Below are 18,090 nucleotides of genomic sequence, written 5' to 3'. Positions count from 1 at the left end.
CTCGACGCGGGAGCGGAGCGACATGGATACACAGTTCAGACGTGACCCCATCTCGACCGAAGGAGGAAGAGCCACCTCGGCGGCCTGGGGACCTCTCTTCGTCCTCGGCGTGCTGATGGCGATCCTGGGCCTGGTGGCGTTGGGCTCCTCGTTCATCACGAGCATGGTCTCCGTCATCCTCTTCGGCGCGCTGCTCGCCGGGACGGGCATCGCGGAGATCGTCTCCTCCTTCCGCGTGCGGAAGTCCGGAGGCCCGTTCTGGCTCTACCTGCTCAACGGCGTGCTCTCCACCGTGGTCGGCATCTTCGTCCTGATGAACCCCGCGGCGGGCCTGGGCGCATTGACGCTCCTGCTCGCGGGCTACTTCTTCGCGAGCGGCCTCTTCCACGTGGTGACGTCGCTGATGGACCGCTATCCGAAGTGGGGCTGGGACTTCGCCTACGGCGCCATCTCCATCGCGCTGGGCGTCATCGTCATGGCCCAGTGGCCCATCTCCGCGGTGTGGCTGGTGGGCACCCTGGTGGGCATCTCCATCCTCATGCGCGGCATCGCCCTCATGGCGGGTTCCCTGGAGCTGCGTCGCGCGATGCGGAGCGTCTCCGTGTCGCCCTGACCCCAGGCCGCTGATTCCAGATTGAAAGGGCACGGTGACCGTCTGGCCACCGTGCCCTTGTTCTTCGCGCAGACGCCTCGCGTGACTAATAGGCGGCGTAGCGGTCCGATGCGCCCGTCTCGCTCGGGGGCGGGGGCGCGACCCGCTCGTTCGTGCCGCCGGACGACGTCAGTCGGCCCGTGAGGATGCGCATCAGCAGCTCCGGGTCCACGGGCTTGGGCAGGAAGGCCTCCGCCCCCGCGTCGAGCGCGCGCTGACGCACGTGTGGCCGGTTCAGCCCGCTCATCACCACCACCCGCGTGTTGCGCGTGAGGGGATGCTGCTTCAAGCCCTCGCACAGCCGCAGCCCATCCACCCAGTGCAGCACGACGTCGAGGACGATGGCCGTCGGAGGTCTGCGCGCCACCGCGCAGAACAGCGCGAGCTCGTCCGCGAAGGCGACGACCTTGGCCCCCGTGCTCTCCAGGAGCGCCGTGAGCGCCTCGCGGGCATCGGCGTCGTCATCCACCACGTAGTACAGGTCCGGCTCCAGCTCCGGGATGGCCAGGGGCACCGGCTCCAGCGACATCCGCAGCCAGTTGCTCATCGTCTCGCGCAGGCCCGCCCAGCGCACGGCCCCCAGCAGGGCCAGCGGCGTGGGAGCGTTCAACCCGAGCACACCACCGCCATGGACGCCCACGGACGTGCGCCGCCCCTTCGCCGCGACGAAGGCGGAGGGCGCCCGCTTGCCGGCGCGCCGCAACCAGCCCACCGCCCGGGCGCCGGCCGACGCGTCCTCCATCAGCTCGCACAGGCCCTCGCGCACATACCGGCGCTCCAGGGCCCCCGCGTCCAATCCCCCATCCAGGAGCGCCACCGCCGCCCGGCTGCACGACGCCAGCGTCTCCGACAGCCCCACCTGCAGCGGATGTCCGAAGGCCGCCGGACCCACGGCAATCTGCCCCGGAGCCACCAGCGTGCGCCCGGGCCCGAAGGGCAGCCGCGTGGTCTCCAGCGCCGCCAGCTCGAAGCCTTCCTCCAGCAGCCCATCCCGCGAGGCCATCATCAGCGCCTGGCACAGGTCGGCCGGCGTCACCGCGGGCCCGAAGGCCAGCGCGTAGACGGAGTCCGCGCCCGGCAGGAGGAACAAGCCATCCACCGTGGGAAGCGGCGCGACCCAGAGCCGCGCCACCGGCGCGATCTCCAGCCGCGACGACGCATGACGCAGCCGAGCCTGCACCGCGGGCATCGTCGGCGCGGGCCGGAAGCCCGGGAAGAAGTGGTCGCCCATGAGGGGCCCCGCCCCCCCCGCCAGGGCCACCGCGTGGAAGCGCTCGCCGCCTCCCTGGGCGCGGACCACCAGGGGGCCCGCGCCTCGCACGGACGCCGGCGCATCGGGGGCCGCGGGCTGCCGCTCCACCCGGTCCACGTGCCGCTCGAGGAAGCGCGCGCCCTGGGCGCTGGCCGCCGTGGCCAGCACGTCCCGCACCTGGGCCAGCCCGCCTTGCCCCTGGGGCCAGCCGTCCACCACCCACAGGCCACCGGGAGAGGAGGGGAGCAGCTCGCGCCGCCCCTCGGAGATGATCTCCACGCCGCGCAGCTCGTGGGCGCGCCACTCGGTGGGGATGCGACAGCCCAGCGCGGCCAGCCGCGAGCGACACTCCGGCGTCAGCACGGCGGGCGGCGCGGTGCGCTCCGACAGGCCACCCGAGTAGACGCGCACATCGAGCGTCAGCCCCCGCGCCCTGCCATTGAAGAGCAGCGAGGCCGCCAGCCCCGCACCCGCGATACCGCCTCCGACGACCGCCACCCTCGAACCGCTCGTCAGCCTGTTGCCCAGAATCATCCGCACCCTCTTGCTTCCCGCCGTCGCCTGCTGCGTCGTGCCCGCGCTCAGTGCCGTTGCACGGAAGGCGCCATGGCCGGACGGCCGAACACCACCACCCGGTCGCGCCCCTCGCGCTTGGCCTCATAGAGGGCCGCGTCGGCGGCCTTCATCAGCCCTTCCGTGTCGCCCCGGGGTGTCTCCAATGTGTGGTCCGCGATGCCCACGCTCACGCTCAACCCGAAGGAGGCGGGGCGGCCGTCGCTCTTCTGCACGCCCACGGAGCGCAGGCCGGAGCGGATGCGCTCGGCGAACACCGCCGCCTCCAGCGCCGTCTGGTGGGGCAAGAGCGCCACGAACTCGTCGCCGCCGAAGCGCGCCGCGAAGTCCGACTCGCGCAGGTTGCCCTTGAGCTGGTTGGCCAGCGCGAGGATGGCCCGGTTGCCCACGTCGTGGCCCATGCCGTCGTTGATGGCCTTCAAGTGGTCCAGGTCGATGATCACCACGCTCAGCGGGTAGCCGTAGCGCTGGGCGCGCCGCAGCTCCTCCTCCAGCCGCACGGTGAGCGCCCGGAAGTTCGCCAGCCCCGTGAGGGCATCCGTCTGGGCGAGGATCTGCAGCCGCCGCTGCTGTTCACTCTGCCGCAGCGCCCGGTCGATCCGTGCCATGAGCTCCCTCGCGCTCGCCGGCTTGTGGATGAAGTCCACCGCGCCCATCTCCAGGCAGCGCTCCAGGGTGGCCTCGTCCGCGTCCCCGGTCAGGAAGATGACCGGCGTGGACTCCGTCCGGGAGTCCTCCTGCAGCGCCTCCAGCACCGCCAGCCCATCCCCGCTGGGCAGGAACCTGTCCAGCAGCACCAGGTCCGGCCGGTGTTCCCTCGCCAGCTCCAACCCCACGCCCGCGTCCGCCGCCCCCAGCACGTCGAAACGCGAGGCGAGCAGATCCGACAGGCTCTCCAGCACGCTCGCGTCGTCCTCGATGACCAGGAGGAGGGACCGCTCCGAGGTGCGCCCTCGCCGTTGCATGAACCTCTCCGCTTCGTTGCGCTCCTGATGATTGGCGGTCCAGAGGTCTCGGATGCCACGCCCCACCAGGTGCTCCCGCCGCCCCTGCGCCCCAGGCGCATCCGCCGCCTCCCGGTCCTGCGAGCACCCACCGCCTCCCGCAACCTTCACCCGAGACCTCCGGCCGCCAAGCCCATCGCCCTTGCCCGACGGGGAGTCACCCCCACCGACGCGCGTGGGCGTGGAGCAAGCTGCATGCCCTCGAGGAGGGCATCCGAGCGGACGTCATTTCAGGGGGTTGCACTCGCGCGCGGCGCCGCCAGCAGGAGCCAGGCGGAAGTCGTTCCAGCGTGCGTCGTGGGGAACCGGTAGGAATTCCCGGGCGGAGGAGGGCGGGGCGCCCTCCACTCCGGCCCGTCGCGGCGGATCAACGTCGGGTAACGAACTGCATGCGCCGGCCACCGCCACCGCCCATGGGGGGCATCATCGGCGGGGTCTCCAGGCCGAACTGCCACCACATGGGCTCGTACGGCTTCATCTTCAGTCGTTTGTCGTTCTGGAGCTGGCCGAGGCTGGCCTTGAGCTTCTCGTCCTTGGGGTTCTCCTCCACCCCGCGACCGAGCACCTTGAGGGCCTCGTCCTTCTCCTTCTTCTGCAGGAGGCACCAGGCGTACACCGCCCAGACGATGGCCTCCTTCTTCCCGCTCTTGGCGGCGGCCTCGAAGGCGGCCTTCATGGCCGGGGTGTCATTGCGCTGGAAGTACAGGGCGCCCTCCATGGCCTTGGCCATGTAGTTGCGCGAGCTGCCCTGCTTGAAGTGGACCAGCGCGCCGTCCAGGTCCTTCACCATGTACTTCAACATTCCAATCTGCGCGTGAATCTCCGGCCCCACCATGAACTGCCACCTGTCGTAGACGAGGCCCTTCTCCAGCGTCTTCACCGCGCGCTCCACCCGGCCCTCGGCGTCCTTCTTGCTCGTGGGCTGGGACTGGAGGTCCGACTGCACCGTCGTCATGAGCGCCTGGATCTGCCCGGCGACCCGGCGGCCCAGGAAGAAGAAGGTGATGACGGCCGCGATGAGGCCCGGGACGAGCCCGGCCCAGATGGAGAAGTTGGCGAGCTTCACCAGCAGCGCGACCACGATTCCCACTGCCAGCGAGATAAGAAGGTTGTACATGCGGGGGCCCTCATAGCGATGTACGTGCAGCACCGCAATCTTCGGATGCATCCGCGCGGCCATCGCGGTATACGTCTGGCCGCTTCACCAACAAACGGCCCTCTGTCGAAATTGGTAGACGAGGCGGACTCAAAATCCGCTGCGGCTGACCCCGCGTCCCGGTTCGAGTCCGGGGAGGGCCAATTCCCACGAGGGGCGGGCTGCCAGCATCCGCTGGGCGGCCCCCCTGCCCGGGAGTGTGGAGGACGAGCTCCCGTCAGGGGCGTCGGAGATACCCCGCGATGAAGGTTCTGCTGGTCGAGGACGACGCGAGCCTCCGGGAAGGGATGGGCGAGTTGATCGCCGACCTGGCGGAGGTCCGCTCGGTGGGCGACGTGGCCCAGGCGCTGGAGGTCCTCTCCCAGGAGCGCTTCGAGCTGGTCCTCACGGACCTGCGCATCGGCGGCAGCGAGGCGGGCGGGCGGGCCGTGCTGGAGGCGGCCCGGAAGGGGCGCCAGGCGGTGGCCATGGTCAGCGCGGCGTCCCCGGATGAGGTGGCGCGGGCGCTGCGTCCCCATGTCCCCGACGGCATCCTGGTGAAGCCCTTCCAGATCGAGGACATCCTCGGGCTGGTGGAGCGCTTCCTCGCCGTGCACCGGGGCGTGGAGGCGGCGTCTCGGGGGACGACGGTTCCCTCGGAGGGAGATTGGGTGGAGTGCTCGCCCGGTGTGCACCTGGCGTCGCCAGGGGGTGGGGCGGGTGGCGCCATCTGGGTGCGGCTGGTGGCGGGCGGCCAGTGGGCCTGGGCGGCGCGGCCGCGGGGACGCGAGGCGGCGCTGCTGCTCGAGGGTGAGCTGGACGTCGAGGGGACGCGCTTCGTGGCCCCGGCGTCATTCTTCGTGGGCGCGGAGGACTCTCCCGAGGTGCGTACGGCCACCGGGTGCCTGGTCATCACGCTCGGCGTGGACGGTTGAAAGGGCAGGTTGGCATCCGTGGACACTGTCTGGCCCACACATCCGCTGGAGGCGGCGCGGCTCGGTCGTCCTTCGAGGCGGGGCGCGACGGCGGCGCTCGAGGCGCACATCGCGGTGTTGCGCGGCGAACCCTTGAAGGCCGCGCTGGCCAATGCGCTGCGCGACGCGGATGGGCTCGGAGGCCAGGAGCGCCGGTTCGCCGCGCTCGTGGTGCGCGAGCTGTCCCGGCATCAGCGCCTGCTGGACCTGGCGGCGAAGCTGTTGGGGCATCCTCCGGGGAAGCTGGTGCTCACGGAGGACCAGGCGCTGGTGCGCTACGCGCTGTGGCGGCGCATCTTCTGTGGTGAGGGCTGGACGCGCATCGGCCCGGAGGTCCGGCTCCCCGGGCCGGTGAGGCCGCGCACCCTCAAGGACGAGGTGCTCCAGAAGGTGGTGGAGTCTCCGCTGCCGGAGGCGCCGCTGCCGGACACCCACGCGGAGCGGCTGGCGGTGCGCTACTCGTTCCCCAACTGGCTGGTGCAGAAGCTGGCGCAGGCCTATCCGGAGTCGGTGCTGGAGGGGCTGTTGTCCTCACTCGACGAGGAGCCCGGGCTGCACTTCCGGGTGCGGCCGCCGGGGACTCGCGACGCGGTGCTGGCCGCGCTCCAGGAGGAGGGCGTCGCCGCGGAGGCGGTGCTCGCGGCGCCGGACGCGGTGCGGGTGGTGGACGCGAGCCACCGCATCTTCGAGACGCGGGTGATGAAGACCGGGCGGCTCCAGGTCCAGGACGTGGGCAGCCAGCTGATCTCAGAGGTGTGTCGTCCGGTGGGCGGCTCGCTGCAGGGGCTCACCGTGGCGGATGTCTGCGCGGGCGCGGGCGGCAAGACGCTGGCGCTGGCGGACTTCGTCGGTCCCACGGGGAAGGTGCTCGCGGGAGATCGCTCCCGTCGCCGGCTGGCCGAGGCCCGGGAGCGCGTGCGCCACTTCTCCTTGAGACAGGTGGCCTTCCCCCATCCGCTGCCGCTGTCGGAGGCGGACGTGCTGCTGATCGACGCGCCGTGCAGCGGGACGGGCTCGCTGGCGCGCGAGCCGGATCAGAAGTGGAAGCTGAACGCGGCGGAGATCGCCAAGTACCAGACGACCCAGTCGGAGCTGCTCGACGAGGTGAGTCGTCAGGCGAAGCACGGGGCGCTGGTGGTCTACGCCACGTGCTCGGTGCTGCCGGACGAGGACGAGGCCGTCGTCGAGGGCTTCCTCGCGAAGCACCCGGAGTTCACGCTGGAGCCGGTGGCGGACGTGCTCGGAGCGGAACGGGCGGCGCTCGCCGCCCAGGGGCCGTACCTCAAGGCGCTGCCTCCTCGCGTGCCCGGGGGCGGCTTCTTCGCGGCGCGGCTCCGGCGGACCGGGCAGGGTTGACAGTCCACGAGGCCACACGCTACGCCAGCGTAGGTCCTTCAAGGGGTGTCACCGACGTGCCGGCCGACCCGAAGCAGTCCGAGGTGGTGAAGCAGATCAACGAGGCCTTCCAGGCGGCGCAGGCCCGACTGGCGCAGCTGCGCGAGGCGGTGGAGCGCAACTCGGACCTGGCCCGGGCGAACGCCAAGGCCACGGTGCTGAAGGACCAGAAGGAGCGCGCCTTCAAGGAACTCGGCGAGGTCGTCTACCGGCAGATCCAGAAGGGCAGGCTGGAGCTGCCGGCCGGCTTCGCGTCCGCGCTCAAGGCCATCGAGGCCGCCGAGCAGGCGGCCGAGGCGCACGCGCGCGAGCTGACGGACATCCTCCGGGAAGGGGAAGAAGTCGCTGAGCGGTTGAAGGTTGGAAAAAACGCACCGAAGCCGCAAACAGTTCTTGGCCCTGGGAGCAAGAGGCGGTAGAAGGCACCCACTTTCGACGTCAGGCCGCTCCCCAAGGCGGCCGGCAGCAAAAGACGGGGCTATAGCTCAGCTGGGAGAGCGCTTGAATGGCATTCAAGAGGTCACCGGTTCGATCCCGGTTAGCTCCACTCTGAAGTAGGAAGGCCCGCCTGGGAAACCCGGCGGGCCTTTTTCTTTTCCGGTGAGTGTCGCCGGGCAGAGCGACGGTCCGCGCGCGATGGAGTCTCGTGGCACGACGCGGATCCGCGGGCCCCTCGTTCCCGAGCCACCTCGGATGTCACCGGGCCAGGTGGCTCGCGTCGGCTCGCTGCTTCGGAGTCCTCGAGAAATCGCCGCTGCGTTTCGCGTCATCACGCATCTGTTCGTGCGACGGCGTGGTGCGGGACAGGGGCGCGCGTTGACGGGCGACTCTCGACAGCGAACGAAGTTGGTCAATGACTGGGCGTCGGCGAACGAAGATGCTGCGCCGTCGCCGGGTTCTCGGATATGGGGCCCGCACGAGGCCGAGTGATGCGCAGACACCTGGATCGAGGCGTGACAGTGGCGCTGGTGCTCGCGGCCGGGATGTCGGCCGCGCAGTTCACACCGGGCTCAGCGGGGCAGGGTGGCGGTTCGACGCCAGGGACGACGGGGACGGGCACGACGTCCGGCACCTCCGGCACGGGCACCTCGGGTGGCGCGTCTGGGGCTTCGACGACCTCGGGCACGGGCACGGCGACACCGACTCCGGGGACTGGCTCCGCGGCGCCTGGTGTCTCGGGGCCGCAGACGCCCGCGCCGACGACGGGCGCCGGTGGCGGCACGCTTCCTCCGGGGCCTCCGACAATTGCTCCCGAGTCGGTGGACTCGGCATCGACGCCCTCCGGCGGACGGACGGTGTCTCCGGCTCCGATGAAGGAGCCCGCGCGAGAGGCCCAGCAGGTGAAGCAGGGCGTCGCCAACGTGCCCGACACACAGGCCCCGCGGAAGGCCGGTCCGTTGACGCTGGCTCAGCTGGTGGAGCGCGCGCGCACGTCTGATTTGCGGGTGGAGGAGGCCTCCGCGGAGCTGCGCAAGTTCGAGGCGCTCTACAAGCAGGCGCGGTGGGCCTGGTTCCCCAAGTTCGAAATCACCGTGGGCATGGGCGGCCCCATCCCCGAGGCGCGCAACGATGGCCTCGGCGGCCCGCCCACCACCAAGGCCTCGCTCGAGGGAGACCTCGACTTCGGCAAGGTGGGCGTGACGGTGTTCTCCAACGGCAACGCGGTGTTGCCCATCTACACCTTCGGCAAGCTGTCCGCGCTGGAGAAGGCCGGGGCCCAAGGGCCCATCCTCGGCGCGGCGCTGCGTGAGCGTGTGCGGGACGAGGTCGGCTTCCAGGCCGCGCAGGCGTACTACAGCTATCAGCTGGCGCGCGCCGGCCTCCAGCAGATGGAGGAGGTGTCCAAGCGCCTGGAGGACGCCGCCGAGAAGATCGCCGCGCTCCTGAAGGAGGAGTCGCCGCAGGTGGCCCAGGTGGACACGTACAAGGTCCGCTTCTTCCGGCAGGTGGTGGAGGCGCGCAAGGCGGACGTCATCCAGGGGCGCGCGCTCGCGATGACGGCCATCGGCCTGCTCGCCAACGCGCCGCCGGGCGAGGAGGTCGCCGTCGTCGAGGAGGACCTGCCGCTCGAGGACGAGGTTCAGCCCCCGTCGCTGGAGCGCGCGCTGGAGCTGGCCGAGCAGTACCGCCCCGAGCTCACCGCGGTCGCCGCCGGCATCGTCGCGCGCGAGTCCGAAGTGTTGATTCGCGAGCGGAGCTACTTCCCGGACTTCGGCCTCGCGGGCTTCTACGATTTGCGCTTCACGACCAGCGCGACGCGGCAGCGCAGCCCCTTCGCGTATGACCCCTACAACGACCGGACCGCGGGCGTCGGCCTGGTGATGCGGGGGACGTTCGACATCCCCATCAAGGACGCGCAGCTGGACCAGGCGCGCGCGGAGCTCGACAAGCTGCGCGCCCAGGAGAAGCAGATCCACGCCGCCATCCGCCTGGAGGTGACCAAGGTCCACGGCGAGCTGGTGGCCGCGTGGGCCAAGGCCAAGGCCTTCACGGACGCGGAGAAGAGCGCCCGTCGCTGGGTGACCTCCGCCTTCGCCGCCTTCGACCTGGGCACCGGGGAGACGAGAGACCTGGTGGACGCCTTCACCGCCTATGCGCAGGTTACAGGCGACCGGGCGAAGAGCTGGTTCGACGTCCGGTTGGGAATGGCGGCCCTCTCTCGTGTCACCGGGACGCCCCCGGCCCTGCGTGAATAATCGGGGCCACGCGCCTGTCCGCTGTATCGACCTTCTGCACGGAGCCGAAAACCATGATTGCTTCCCTGCTCGCCGCAACCCTGCTCGCCGCGGCGCCCACGCCCCTCACCGTCGTCAAGTCCGGGAACGCGGATGTCCAGAAGGCGGCCAATGCTCCCGGCGCCACCGTCGAGTCGCTCGCCAGCGTCGTCGAGAAGTTCGTCGACTTCCAGGAGCTGGCCAGGCGCGCCCTGGGTGACAAGACGTGGGACTCGCTCACGCCCGCCCAGCGCAAGGACTTCTCCGAGACGATGACGGGCCTGCTTCGCGCCTCCTACGCCCAGAAGGCCATCGGCCAGGCCCAGGCGGACGTGAAGTACGGCAAGGAGACCATCAAGGACTCCGAGGCCACCGTCGACACGACGCTCACCCTCAAGAAGGACCAGATCCCCGTCGACTATCGCCTCTACAAGGTGAAGAACGACTGGCGCATCTACGACGTCGTCACCGATGAGGTGTCCCTCGTGGACACGTACAAGGGCCAGTTCCAGAAGCTGCTGAGCACCAAGGGGTTCGACGGCCTGCTCTCCACGCTGAAGACCAAGCGGGCTCAGCTGGAGAAGGAGAACGCGGCCCAGTCCGCCAAGGGCACCGGCGGCTCCGCGGCGCCCGCGAAGTGAGCTGAACACAGCTCGCGCTGACTTCGGGCCGGGGCTCCTCGAAAGAGAGCCTCGGCCTTCGTCGTTCCAGGGCTCAGGCGTGGCCGTAGGACGCGAGCGTCCCGACGAGTCCCTGGTCCAGGGGGATGGTGGGCGCGAAGCCCAGCTCCTGGGTGGCGCGCTCGGTGGTGCACGTCCACGCGGCGCACTTCATCTCCCGAACCTTGTCGCGGTTGAGGATGGGCACGGTGCCGCGCAGGCGGGCCATGGCCTCGGAGCCCAGGCCCAGGAAATAGCCGACGGTGTCGGGCACCGGCAGCACGGTGGGGGGCCTGCGGCCCAGGGCCCGGGCCACCGCGGCGCAGACGTCCTCCCAGGTGTACTCGCGACCGTCGGACACGGTGTACACACCGCGCGCCGCGTCGGCCTTGTCGAGCGTCGGGCCGCGCTCGGCGGCCGCGAGCAGCGCGGTGTTCAGGTCATCCACGTGGATGAGCGAGTAGCGCTTGGGGCCGAAGCCGCTCTTCAGCGCGAAGCCGCTCTTCGCCATGGGGATGACGGAGGGGATGAACTCCACGTCGCCCGGCCCGTAGACCATGGGCGGACGGACGATGACGGACGGCACCTTGTCCGCCAGCTCGCGCACGGCCTCCTCGCCCCCCAGCTTGCTGCGGCCGTAGGTGGAGACGGGGGCCGGCGGGTCCTCCTCGCGGCGAGGGCGCTCGGGGGTGGACGGGCCCGCCGCGGCGAGCGACGAGCAGTAGACGAGCCGGGGCGGGTGGGGCAGGGCGGCCATGGCCTCGGCGAGGCGGCGGGTGCCGTTGGCGTTGCCCTCGAAGTAGCCCGCGGGCTCCCGGGCCTTGGTGACGCCGGCCAGGTGCAGCACGCAGTCCACGTCGCGCACGGCCTCGGTGAGGCCCTCTCCCGTGGTCAGATCCCCCACGGCGAACCGGGCGCCGAGCGCCGCCAGCGCGTCGCGACGCGAGCTGGGACGCACGAGCACGGTGAGCGAGTCGCCTCGCTCGACGATGCGGCTCGCGAGCCGCTGGCCGATGAAGCCGGTGCCACCGGTGAGCAGGAAACGCACGGCGAGGACTCCCTGGGGTTACAGCGAACGCTGGTAGAGGCGGTACGTCTTCGAGCGCTTGCCGCCCATCGACTCGATGGCGCGGTTGACGAGGTGGTTGTCCTCGAGCGTCCAGGAGATCTCCCCGCCCGAGTAGCCCAGACGGTGCGCGGTGCGCAGCGTGTCCAGGTACAGGATGGCGTCCAGGCCCCGGCGCCGGTAGCCCTCCTTGATGCCGAGGGTGATGAGGCGCAGCCGGTGGATGCGGCGCGAGGCCAACAGCATCTTCGTCAGGCCGATGGGCAGCCCGAAGGTGGTCAGGCGCCCGTTGGCGGCCTTGAGGGCCACGTTGGCGTCCGGCAGCGTCATGGAGAAGGCCACCGGCTCCCCCTTCACCTCGGCGATGAGCACCAGCTCCGGCCGGACGATGGTCTTCATCTCCTTGGCCAGGTGGTCGAACTCCTTGTCGGTGAAGGGCACGAAGCCCCAGTTCTTCTCCCAGGCGGAGTTGTAGATCTCCCGGATGCGCTCGACCTCGGCGGGGAAGTCCTTGAGGTTCACCGCGCGCACGGTGATGCCCTCGCGCTGCCGCATCTTCTCCGCGATGCGCACCACCTTCTCCGGCGGCTCCGCGGACGAGGACAGATCGAAGGCGAACAGGTCCTTCGCCTTCACCAGCCCGCACGCCTCCAGCAGCGTGGCGAAGTAGGGCGGGTTGTACGGCATCATGATGGCCGGGGGTGACTCGTATCCCTCGATGAGCAGGCCCCAGTCCTGGTTGGACGAGAAGTTGGCCGGACCGATCATGCTGTCCAGCCCGCGCTCCTTCAGCCACGATGCCGCGGCGTCCAGGAGCAGCCGCGCGATGCCCGCGTCGTTCACGCACTCGAAGAGGCCGAAGAAGCCCTCCTTCGTGCCGTGGATCTCCTGGTGCCGGGGGTTGCGGATGGCGGCGATGCGGCCCACCACGTCCTGGCCTCGCCACGCGAGGAACAGCTCCACCTCGCCGTACTCGAAGAAGGGGTTCTTCTTCGGGTCCAGGAAGTCCTTGCGCTCCATCTCCAGCGGAGGGACCCAGTTCGGGTCCCCCGTGTAGAGCGAGAACGGGAAGCGGATGAACGTCATCCGCGCCGCGGCGTCCCGCACGGGCGTCACCAGGACGTCCGAGGGGAGGGGCGGAAGGGCGGGCTGGACTGCGGGCGGCTCGGCGGGCAGGGCCATGGTGGAATCAGGTCCTCTCGGCGGAGTTGCCGTCGGTGCCGTTCTTCAGGAAGAAGTGCGCGCCCTTCTCCAACAGGAAGCCGGGCAGCTCGCCGCGCTTCTCCCACAGCTTCATGGGCGCGGCGCGCAGCTGGCGCAGGTCCTCCGGCTGCAGGTTCGCCGCGCGCCAGGTGAGCTGCTCCACCGCGTCGAAGATCTTCCCGGCCACCTCGCGCGACGACATGCGCGACAGCTGGTCCAGGGTGATGCCGCCCTTGTCCGCCAGGAGGCCCGCGGAGCCCGCCGCCCACTTCTCGCTCGCCTTGTTGGAGCGCACGGACGTGCCCGGGCGGGCGATCTGCACCGGCTCGTACACCGTGGGGCGCGTCTGCGGAATCACGTTCAGCTTGCGGCCGATGGTCTCGAAGGTGTCCAGCACGCGGTCCAACTGCGCGTCCGTGTGCGTGGCCATGAACGAGGTGCGGATGAGCGCGTGGCCCGCCTCCACCGCCGGCGGAATCACCGGGTTGGCGAAGACGCCCGCCTCGTGCAGCGCGCGCCAGAAGCGGAAACACTTCGTCTGGTCGCCGATGTGCACGGGGACGACGGGCGTCACGGACACGCCGGTGTCGAAGCCCATGGCGCGGAAGCCGTTGTGCATCTTCTCCGCGATGTCCAGCAGGCGCGCGCGGCGCTGGGGCTCCGCCTCGATGATCTCCAGCGACTTGAGCGCCGAGGCGATGGACGCCGGCGTCATGGACGCGGAGAAGATGACCGAGCGCGACTTGTGCTTGATGTAGTTGATGACGTCGAAGGGGCCGGCCAGCACGCCGCCCAGCGACGCGAAGCTCTTGGAGAACGTCCCCATCACGAGGTCCGTCTCCTTCTCCAGGCCGAAGTACTCGGAGGTGCCCCGGCCCTTCTCACCCAGCACGCCCATGGCGTGGGCGTCATCCGTCATCACCCGGGCGTTGTACTGCTTCGCCAGCTCCACGATGCGCGGCAGGTTGCAGACGTCTCCCTCCATGGAGAAGACGCCGTCGGTGATGATGATCTTCCCGGCGTTGGGATCGGCCTGGGACAACAGCTGCTCCAGGTGGTCCATGTCGTTGTGGCGGAACTTGCGCTCCGTGGAGAACGACAGCCGGATGCCGTCCACCAGCGACGCGTGGTTCTGGCGATCACTGAAGACGATGTCGTGGCGGCCCAGGATGGAGGACAGCGCCAGGTTCGTCTGGAAGCCGGTGGAGATGACCACCGCGGCCTCGCGGTTGAGGAACTTGGCCAGCCGTCCCTCGAGCTCCTCGTGCAGCGCCAGCGTGCCGTTGAGCAGACGCGAGCCCGAGCACGTGGTGCCGAACTTCTCCGTCGCCTTGATGGCGGCTTCCTTGACGCGCGGGTCCGCGGACAGGCCCAGATAGTTGTTGGAACCGACCATGATCACCCGCTTGCCCTCGATCTCCACCTCGGTGGCGCCGTGCGACGCCTCGATGACGCGGAAATAGGGGTAGAGGCCGGTGGCCTTCGCGATGCGGTAGTCCTTCCAATTGCTGCACTTGTCGAAGACGTCGCTCATGGTGCTCTTTCTGTAGGCCTGCGTCGGGGGAGGGTTTGGGCCTCTTCAGGAGAGGCGGAGTGCGGCACTGCGGTCGCCACTCACCATGCAGGGCTCGTTCCCGAGCCGGGGGCAACCATGCGCCCGACGACCTCCCTCGGGGGACGCGGGGCCGTGAATAAAGAGGCCGAGGGGCAGTGTCAAGGCGCGGACCGTTGCTTGGGACCCTTGCGAGAGGGGCCAAAAGTCCCCTCGGCTTGACAGCACCGTTGCATTGGTGGCACCCCGCCGACGCAGACCGTCTTCCAGTGGATAATGGGAAGCGAGGTCGCCCGCCCGCCTTCGTGCGCAAGCAGCCGACCCAGGGACGGAAGGCTTTCCGGTCGCCCATTGTTTGAGGGGGCTACGACTGGCCGGGAATTTGCTAAGCCCGGCGAAAATCGAGGAGTGGACGGTGGCCAGGTCTCTGCGGCAACGGTGGTTCAAGGGGTTCATCCAGACGGCGGTCTCCCGGCCCTGGTACGTGCTGCTGATCTCCGCATTGCTGGCCGCCGGCGGTATGGCACTGGCGTCGCGGTTGGAGTTCCGTGGTTCATTCGTCGAGCTGCTCCCGCAGGGTGCCCGCGAAGTCCAGGACCTGACACGCGTGTCACAGAAGGCGGGTGGGGACGGGTACCTGGTCATCGTCGCGAAGGGAGACACACCCGAGCGGCTGAAGGCTTACGCGCGCGAGCTGAAGGGACGGCTCGAGGCGCTCCCCGAGGTGCGCTACGTCGAGCACAGCTACGACGTGGAGTTCTTCAAGCGCCACGCGCTGTGGCTCCTGCCCGCGGAGACGCTGGCGGAGCTGCGCGCGGACCTCTCGGCGCGGGTGCGCTACGAGCGGCAGCAGGCCAATCCCTTCTATATCGACCTGGGGGCCACGCCTCCGCCGCCCACGTTCGAGGAGATTGCCCGGAAGCACTCGCCCAACGCGCCGGTGCACGAGTCCCTGGCGAACGCGGACGGCACCGAGGTCTACCTGATGCTCAAGCCCATGGGCACCGCGGGGGACCTGGACTTCGCGCGTCGCTTCGTGGAGCTGGCGCTGGGCACGGGGCGCACGCTGGCCTCGGAGCGCTACCCGGCGGTGAAGCTGGAGGCGACGGGCAACTTCCAGAACCGCATCGAAGAGGACGCGGTGATGCGCGGTGATTTGTCGCGCGCCGGCACGCTGTCCGCGCTCATCGCCATCGGCCTCATCCTGCTGGCCACCCGGCGCATCGCGGCGCTGGCGGTGGTGGGCCTGCCCGTCGTCGTCGGCCTGTTGATGACGTTCGGCATCGCGTGGCTCGCCATCGGCCACCTCAACGTGGTGACGGGCTTCCTGGTCGCCATCCTCATCGGCCTGGGCATCGAGTACGGCGTGCACCTGTGCATGCGCTACTGGGAGGAGCGGCGCACCCGCTCCGCGCGCGACGCGCTGGCCACCGCCGTGGGCGGCACCTTCAGCGGGGCGATGACGTCCGCGGTGACGAACGCGGCGGCGTTCTTCGTGCTGATGCTGGCGCAGTTCCACGCCTTCAACCAGTTCGGCTTCCTGGCGGGGCTGGGCGTGCTGCTCGCGGTGCTGGCGGCCTATGCACTGGGGCCCTCGCTGCTGGCCATCGCGGAGCGGCTGCGCCCGGCCCGCGTGGACACGGCGCCCGCCTCCGAGGTCGCCGCCCCCGTGGTGGCGCCGCCGAAGCCCGAGCGGGAGTGGCGCCGGTGGCCCACGTCCGTCCTCGTCGTGCTCGCGCTGTCCGTGGTGGGCTTCGCCGCGTTCTCCGTCTCCATCGCGCCCCGGCTGGGCTTCGAGACGGACATGCGCAAGCTGAAGGGGGACTCCCCGGCGTCGCGGCTGGATGACCACGTCACCGAGCAACTGGGCCAGCCGCTCAACCCCGCCATCTTCCTGGTGGACGACCTGGGGCAGGCGGCGAAGGTCGAACGGATCATCGCCGAGGTGAAGCAGAAGAACGGCGCCGACTCGGTGTTCCTGCGCACGACCTCCTTGAACGACCTGGTGCCCGGAGACGTGGAGCGCCGGGGCGCGGAGATTGGCGGCATCCGCACGCTGCTGCACGGCCTGCCCGAGGCGGCGTACGAGGACCCGCGCCTCAAGGAGTTCCAGGGGATGGTGGAGGCGAAGCCGTATGGGCTGGACTCGCTGCCCGTGGAGGTGCGCCGCCGGTTCGAGGCCACGGACGGGCAGGGCACCTTCCTGCTGCTGTTCCCCTCCGTGTCGAACTACGACACCAAGGACCTCACGCGCTGGGCGGCGCAGATCGACCAGGTGGTGGAGGGCGCGAAGGCGGCGGGCGTGGAGATGGCGGTGCTGGACAGCAACCGCATCGCCTCGCGCATCTTCGCGCTGGTGAGCGCGGACGGCCCGCTCATCCTCTGGGCGGCCGCGGCGGCGGTGTTCCTGGTCATCCTGGTGAGCCTGCGCAGCGTGAAGCGGACGCTGCTGGTGACGGGGCCGCTGTTCCTGGGCATGACGTGCCTGGCGGGCGGCATGTACCTCTTCGACGTGCAGCTCAACTTCATCAACGCGGTGGTGCTGCCCAACCTGCTGGCCATCGCGGTGGACAACTCCGTGCACCTGTATCACCGGTACGAGGAGGAGGGCCCCGGCTCGCTCGGCAAGGTGGTGCGGCACACGGGGCTGGCGGCCGTGGTCGCCACGCTGTCGAACGCGGCCGGGTACGGTGCGCTGCTCGTCGCCAACCACCAGGGCCTGCGGAGCATCGGACAGATTGCGCTCCTCGGGGTCGTGTGCACCTTTCTGGGGACCACAGTGTTCTTCCCCGCGCTGCTTGCCCTCCTGGAGCGCTGGAAGGGGCGCAAGGGCCTGCTCGTCACCCAAGAGGGCGCGGTCGTCCGGAGTCTCGATCTCGACGCGGCCACCTCCGAGGTGGGGGCGTCGGGGGAGCGGAAATCGGCGTGAGTCTCTTGAATGCCCAGGGGCTGCGTGGCTCCGTCCCGTTGAAGGGTTCCCGCGAGGCGCAGGTCCGACTCGGGCCCGTGGACCTCATCATCGTCATCGCCTGTTCGCTCGCGGCGCTGGTGCTGCTCGGCCCCGGGCGGTGGACGCTGGGGTCGCTCCACCATGTCTGGCTGTTCGCCTCGATGGCGGCGGGCCCGCTGGTGCTGCGCACGCTCGAGTCGCGCTTCCCGACGCAGCGGTGGCTGACCGTCCTGGCGGACTTCTGGTTGCTGCCCGTGGCGGTGCTCACGCACGGCTGGCTCACCCCCGTGGTGGACACGCTCAACCCGTTCCTGCGGGACGCGCAGCTGGTGGCCGCGGACCAGCGCATCTTCGGGTTCCAGGCCTCCGTGGTGCTGGCGAACGTCATCCCCGGCTGGCTCAACGACGTGCTGCTCATCTGCTACTACGGCCACTTCGTGTGGCCGCTGGTGCTGGGCATCGGCCTGTACCGGCGCGCACGCGGCGCCTCGCCGGAGTTCGACGAGTACCTGTTGGGGCTGGGGCTGCTGTTCATCCTGAACTACTCGGCGTACTCGTTGGTGCCGGCCGTGGGGCCGCGCTACTTCTTCGTCGACGCGTTCGATGCGCCGCTGCAGGGAACGCTGACGCCGTGGCTGGACTCGCTGATGCGCAGGCCCGTCTTCGCGCGGGACTGCTTCCCCTCGGGGCACACGGGCACCACGCTGCTGGTGCTCTTCTATGCGTGGCGGTTCTCCCGGAAGGTGTTCTGGGTGATGTTGCTGCCGGGCCTGGGGCTCATCTTCGCGACGCTCGCCGGTCGCTTCCACTACGCCACCGACTTGTTGTGCGCGGTGCCCCTGGTGATGGTGGTGGTAGGCATGGCCACGGCGCTGACGCGGGCGGCGCGGCATCGCGAGAGCGAGAGGGCCGCGCGTTCCGTCCCGGTGGACGCTATCCTGCGCCCCTGAGCACGGCTCCG

Annotated in this window: 14 protein-coding genes and 2 tRNA genes; 10 read left to right on the top strand and 6 right to left on the bottom strand. The window is 70.1% G+C overall.

Features of this window, described 5'->3' with window-relative positions:
- Positions 1-22 precede the first annotated feature (22 nt).
- Entirely contained in the window at positions 23-613 is a 591-nt protein-coding gene (locus tag K8625_RS17420) for an HdeD family acid-resistance protein (protein WP_141330825.1), read from the top strand.
- Positions 614-698: 85 nt separating this feature from the next.
- Here the strand turns inward: K8625_RS17420 and K8625_RS17415 are convergent, their stop codons facing one another.
- From K8625_RS17415 to K8625_RS17405, 3 genes are all read right to left on the bottom strand, one after another.
- The gene (locus K8625_RS17415) at positions 699-2,438 is read right to left on the bottom strand and encodes a two-component system response regulator (RefSeq protein WP_223749013.1); all 1,740 of its coding nucleotides are present in this window, start codon (positions 2,436-2,438) and stop codon (positions 699-701) included.
- Positions 2,439-2,485: 47 nt separating this feature from the next.
- Entirely contained in the window at positions 2,486-3,442 is a 957-nt protein-coding gene (locus K8625_RS17410; RefSeq protein ID WP_255653393.1) for a diguanylate cyclase, read from the bottom strand.
- 406 nt (positions 3,443-3,848) lie between these two features.
- Positions 3,849-4,598 (bottom strand): lipopolysaccharide assembly protein LapB, encoded by a 750-nt coding sequence (locus tag K8625_RS17405; protein WP_223749011.1) that lies wholly within the window; start codon positions 4,596-4,598, stop codon positions 3,849-3,851.
- 96 nt (positions 4,599-4,694) lie between these two features.
- Here K8625_RS17405 and K8625_RS17400 point away from each other — a divergent pair.
- The 7 genes from K8625_RS17400 (at position 4,695) to K8625_RS17370 (ending at position 10,340) form a co-directional block, all read left to right on the top strand.
- A tRNA-Leu gene (locus K8625_RS17400) sits at positions 4,695-4,780 on the top strand.
- 99 nt (positions 4,781-4,879) lie between these two features.
- A complete protein-coding gene (locus tag K8625_RS17395) occupies positions 4,880-5,551 on the top strand; it encodes a response regulator (protein WP_223749010.1) in 672 nt (223 codons plus the stop codon).
- A 114-nt stretch (positions 5,552-5,665) separates the two neighbouring features.
- Positions 5,666-6,946: an RsmB/NOP family class I SAM-dependent RNA methyltransferase gene (locus K8625_RS17390; RefSeq protein WP_046713856.1), complete on the top strand. Its 1,281-nt coding sequence runs from the start codon at positions 5,666-5,668 to the stop codon at positions 6,944-6,946.
- A gap of 56 nt (positions 6,947-7,002) precedes the next feature.
- On the top strand, positions 7,003-7,404 hold the full coding sequence (locus tag K8625_RS17385) for a hypothetical protein (protein WP_223783326.1): 402 nt from the start codon (positions 7,003-7,005) through the stop codon (positions 7,402-7,404).
- 55 nt (positions 7,405-7,459) lie between these two features.
- A tRNA-Ala gene (locus K8625_RS17380) sits at positions 7,460-7,532 on the top strand.
- 382 nt (positions 7,533-7,914) lie between these two features.
- Positions 7,915-9,681, top strand: coding sequence for a TolC family protein (locus K8625_RS17375; RefSeq protein WP_223783325.1), 1,767 nt, complete (start codon positions 7,915-7,917; stop codon positions 9,679-9,681).
- Between the two features lie 53 nt (positions 9,682-9,734).
- Entirely contained in the window at positions 9,735-10,340 is a 606-nt protein-coding gene (locus K8625_RS17370; protein ID WP_223749006.1) for a phospholipid-binding protein MlaC, read from the top strand.
- Between the two features lie 73 nt (positions 10,341-10,413).
- On the opposite strand, the gene K8625_RS17365 is transcribed toward K8625_RS17370, so the two are convergent.
- The 3 genes from K8625_RS17365 to K8625_RS17355 are packed head-to-tail and all read right to left on the bottom strand — an operon-like array spanning position 10,414 to position 14,161.
- Positions 10,414-11,406, bottom strand: a complete 993-nt coding sequence (locus tag K8625_RS17365) for an NAD(P)-dependent oxidoreductase (RefSeq protein WP_223783324.1) — start codon at positions 11,404-11,406, stop codon at positions 10,414-10,416.
- Between the two features lie 18 nt (positions 11,407-11,424).
- Positions 11,425-12,606 carry an N-acetyltransferase gene (locus tag K8625_RS17360; protein WP_223749004.1) on the bottom strand — a complete coding sequence of 394 codons (1,182 nt, stop codon included), beginning with the start codon at positions 12,604-12,606 and terminating at the stop codon, positions 11,425-11,427.
- A gap of 7 nt (positions 12,607-12,613) precedes the next feature.
- A complete protein-coding gene (locus tag K8625_RS17355; RefSeq protein WP_141324050.1) occupies positions 12,614-14,161 on the bottom strand; it encodes a pyridoxal phosphate-dependent aminotransferase family protein in 1,548 nt (515 codons plus the stop codon).
- 433 nt (positions 14,162-14,594) lie between these two features.
- Between K8625_RS17355 and K8625_RS17350 the strand changes: the two genes are divergently transcribed.
- Together K8625_RS17350 and K8625_RS17345 are read left to right on the top strand one after the other, a co-directional pair.
- Complete coding sequence (locus tag K8625_RS17350; protein ID WP_223749003.1) at positions 14,595-17,108, top strand: MMPL family transporter; 2,514 nt, start codon at positions 14,595-14,597, stop codon at positions 17,106-17,108.
- Positions 17,109-17,113: 5 nt separating this feature from the next.
- A complete protein-coding gene (locus K8625_RS17345; protein WP_223783376.1) occupies positions 17,114-18,079 on the top strand; it encodes a phosphatase PAP2 family protein in 966 nt (321 codons plus the stop codon).
- Positions 18,080-18,090 lie beyond the last annotated feature (11 nt).

Origin of the sequence: Myxococcus sp. AS-1-15 (genome assembly GCF_020037055.1) — a bacterium.
GTDB lineage: Bacteria > Myxococcota > Myxococcia > Myxococcales > Myxococcaceae > Myxococcus > Myxococcus fulvus.
The sequence above is the reverse complement of the archived record's forward strand: the minus strand, read 5'-3'. Positions and strand labels throughout refer to the sequence as shown.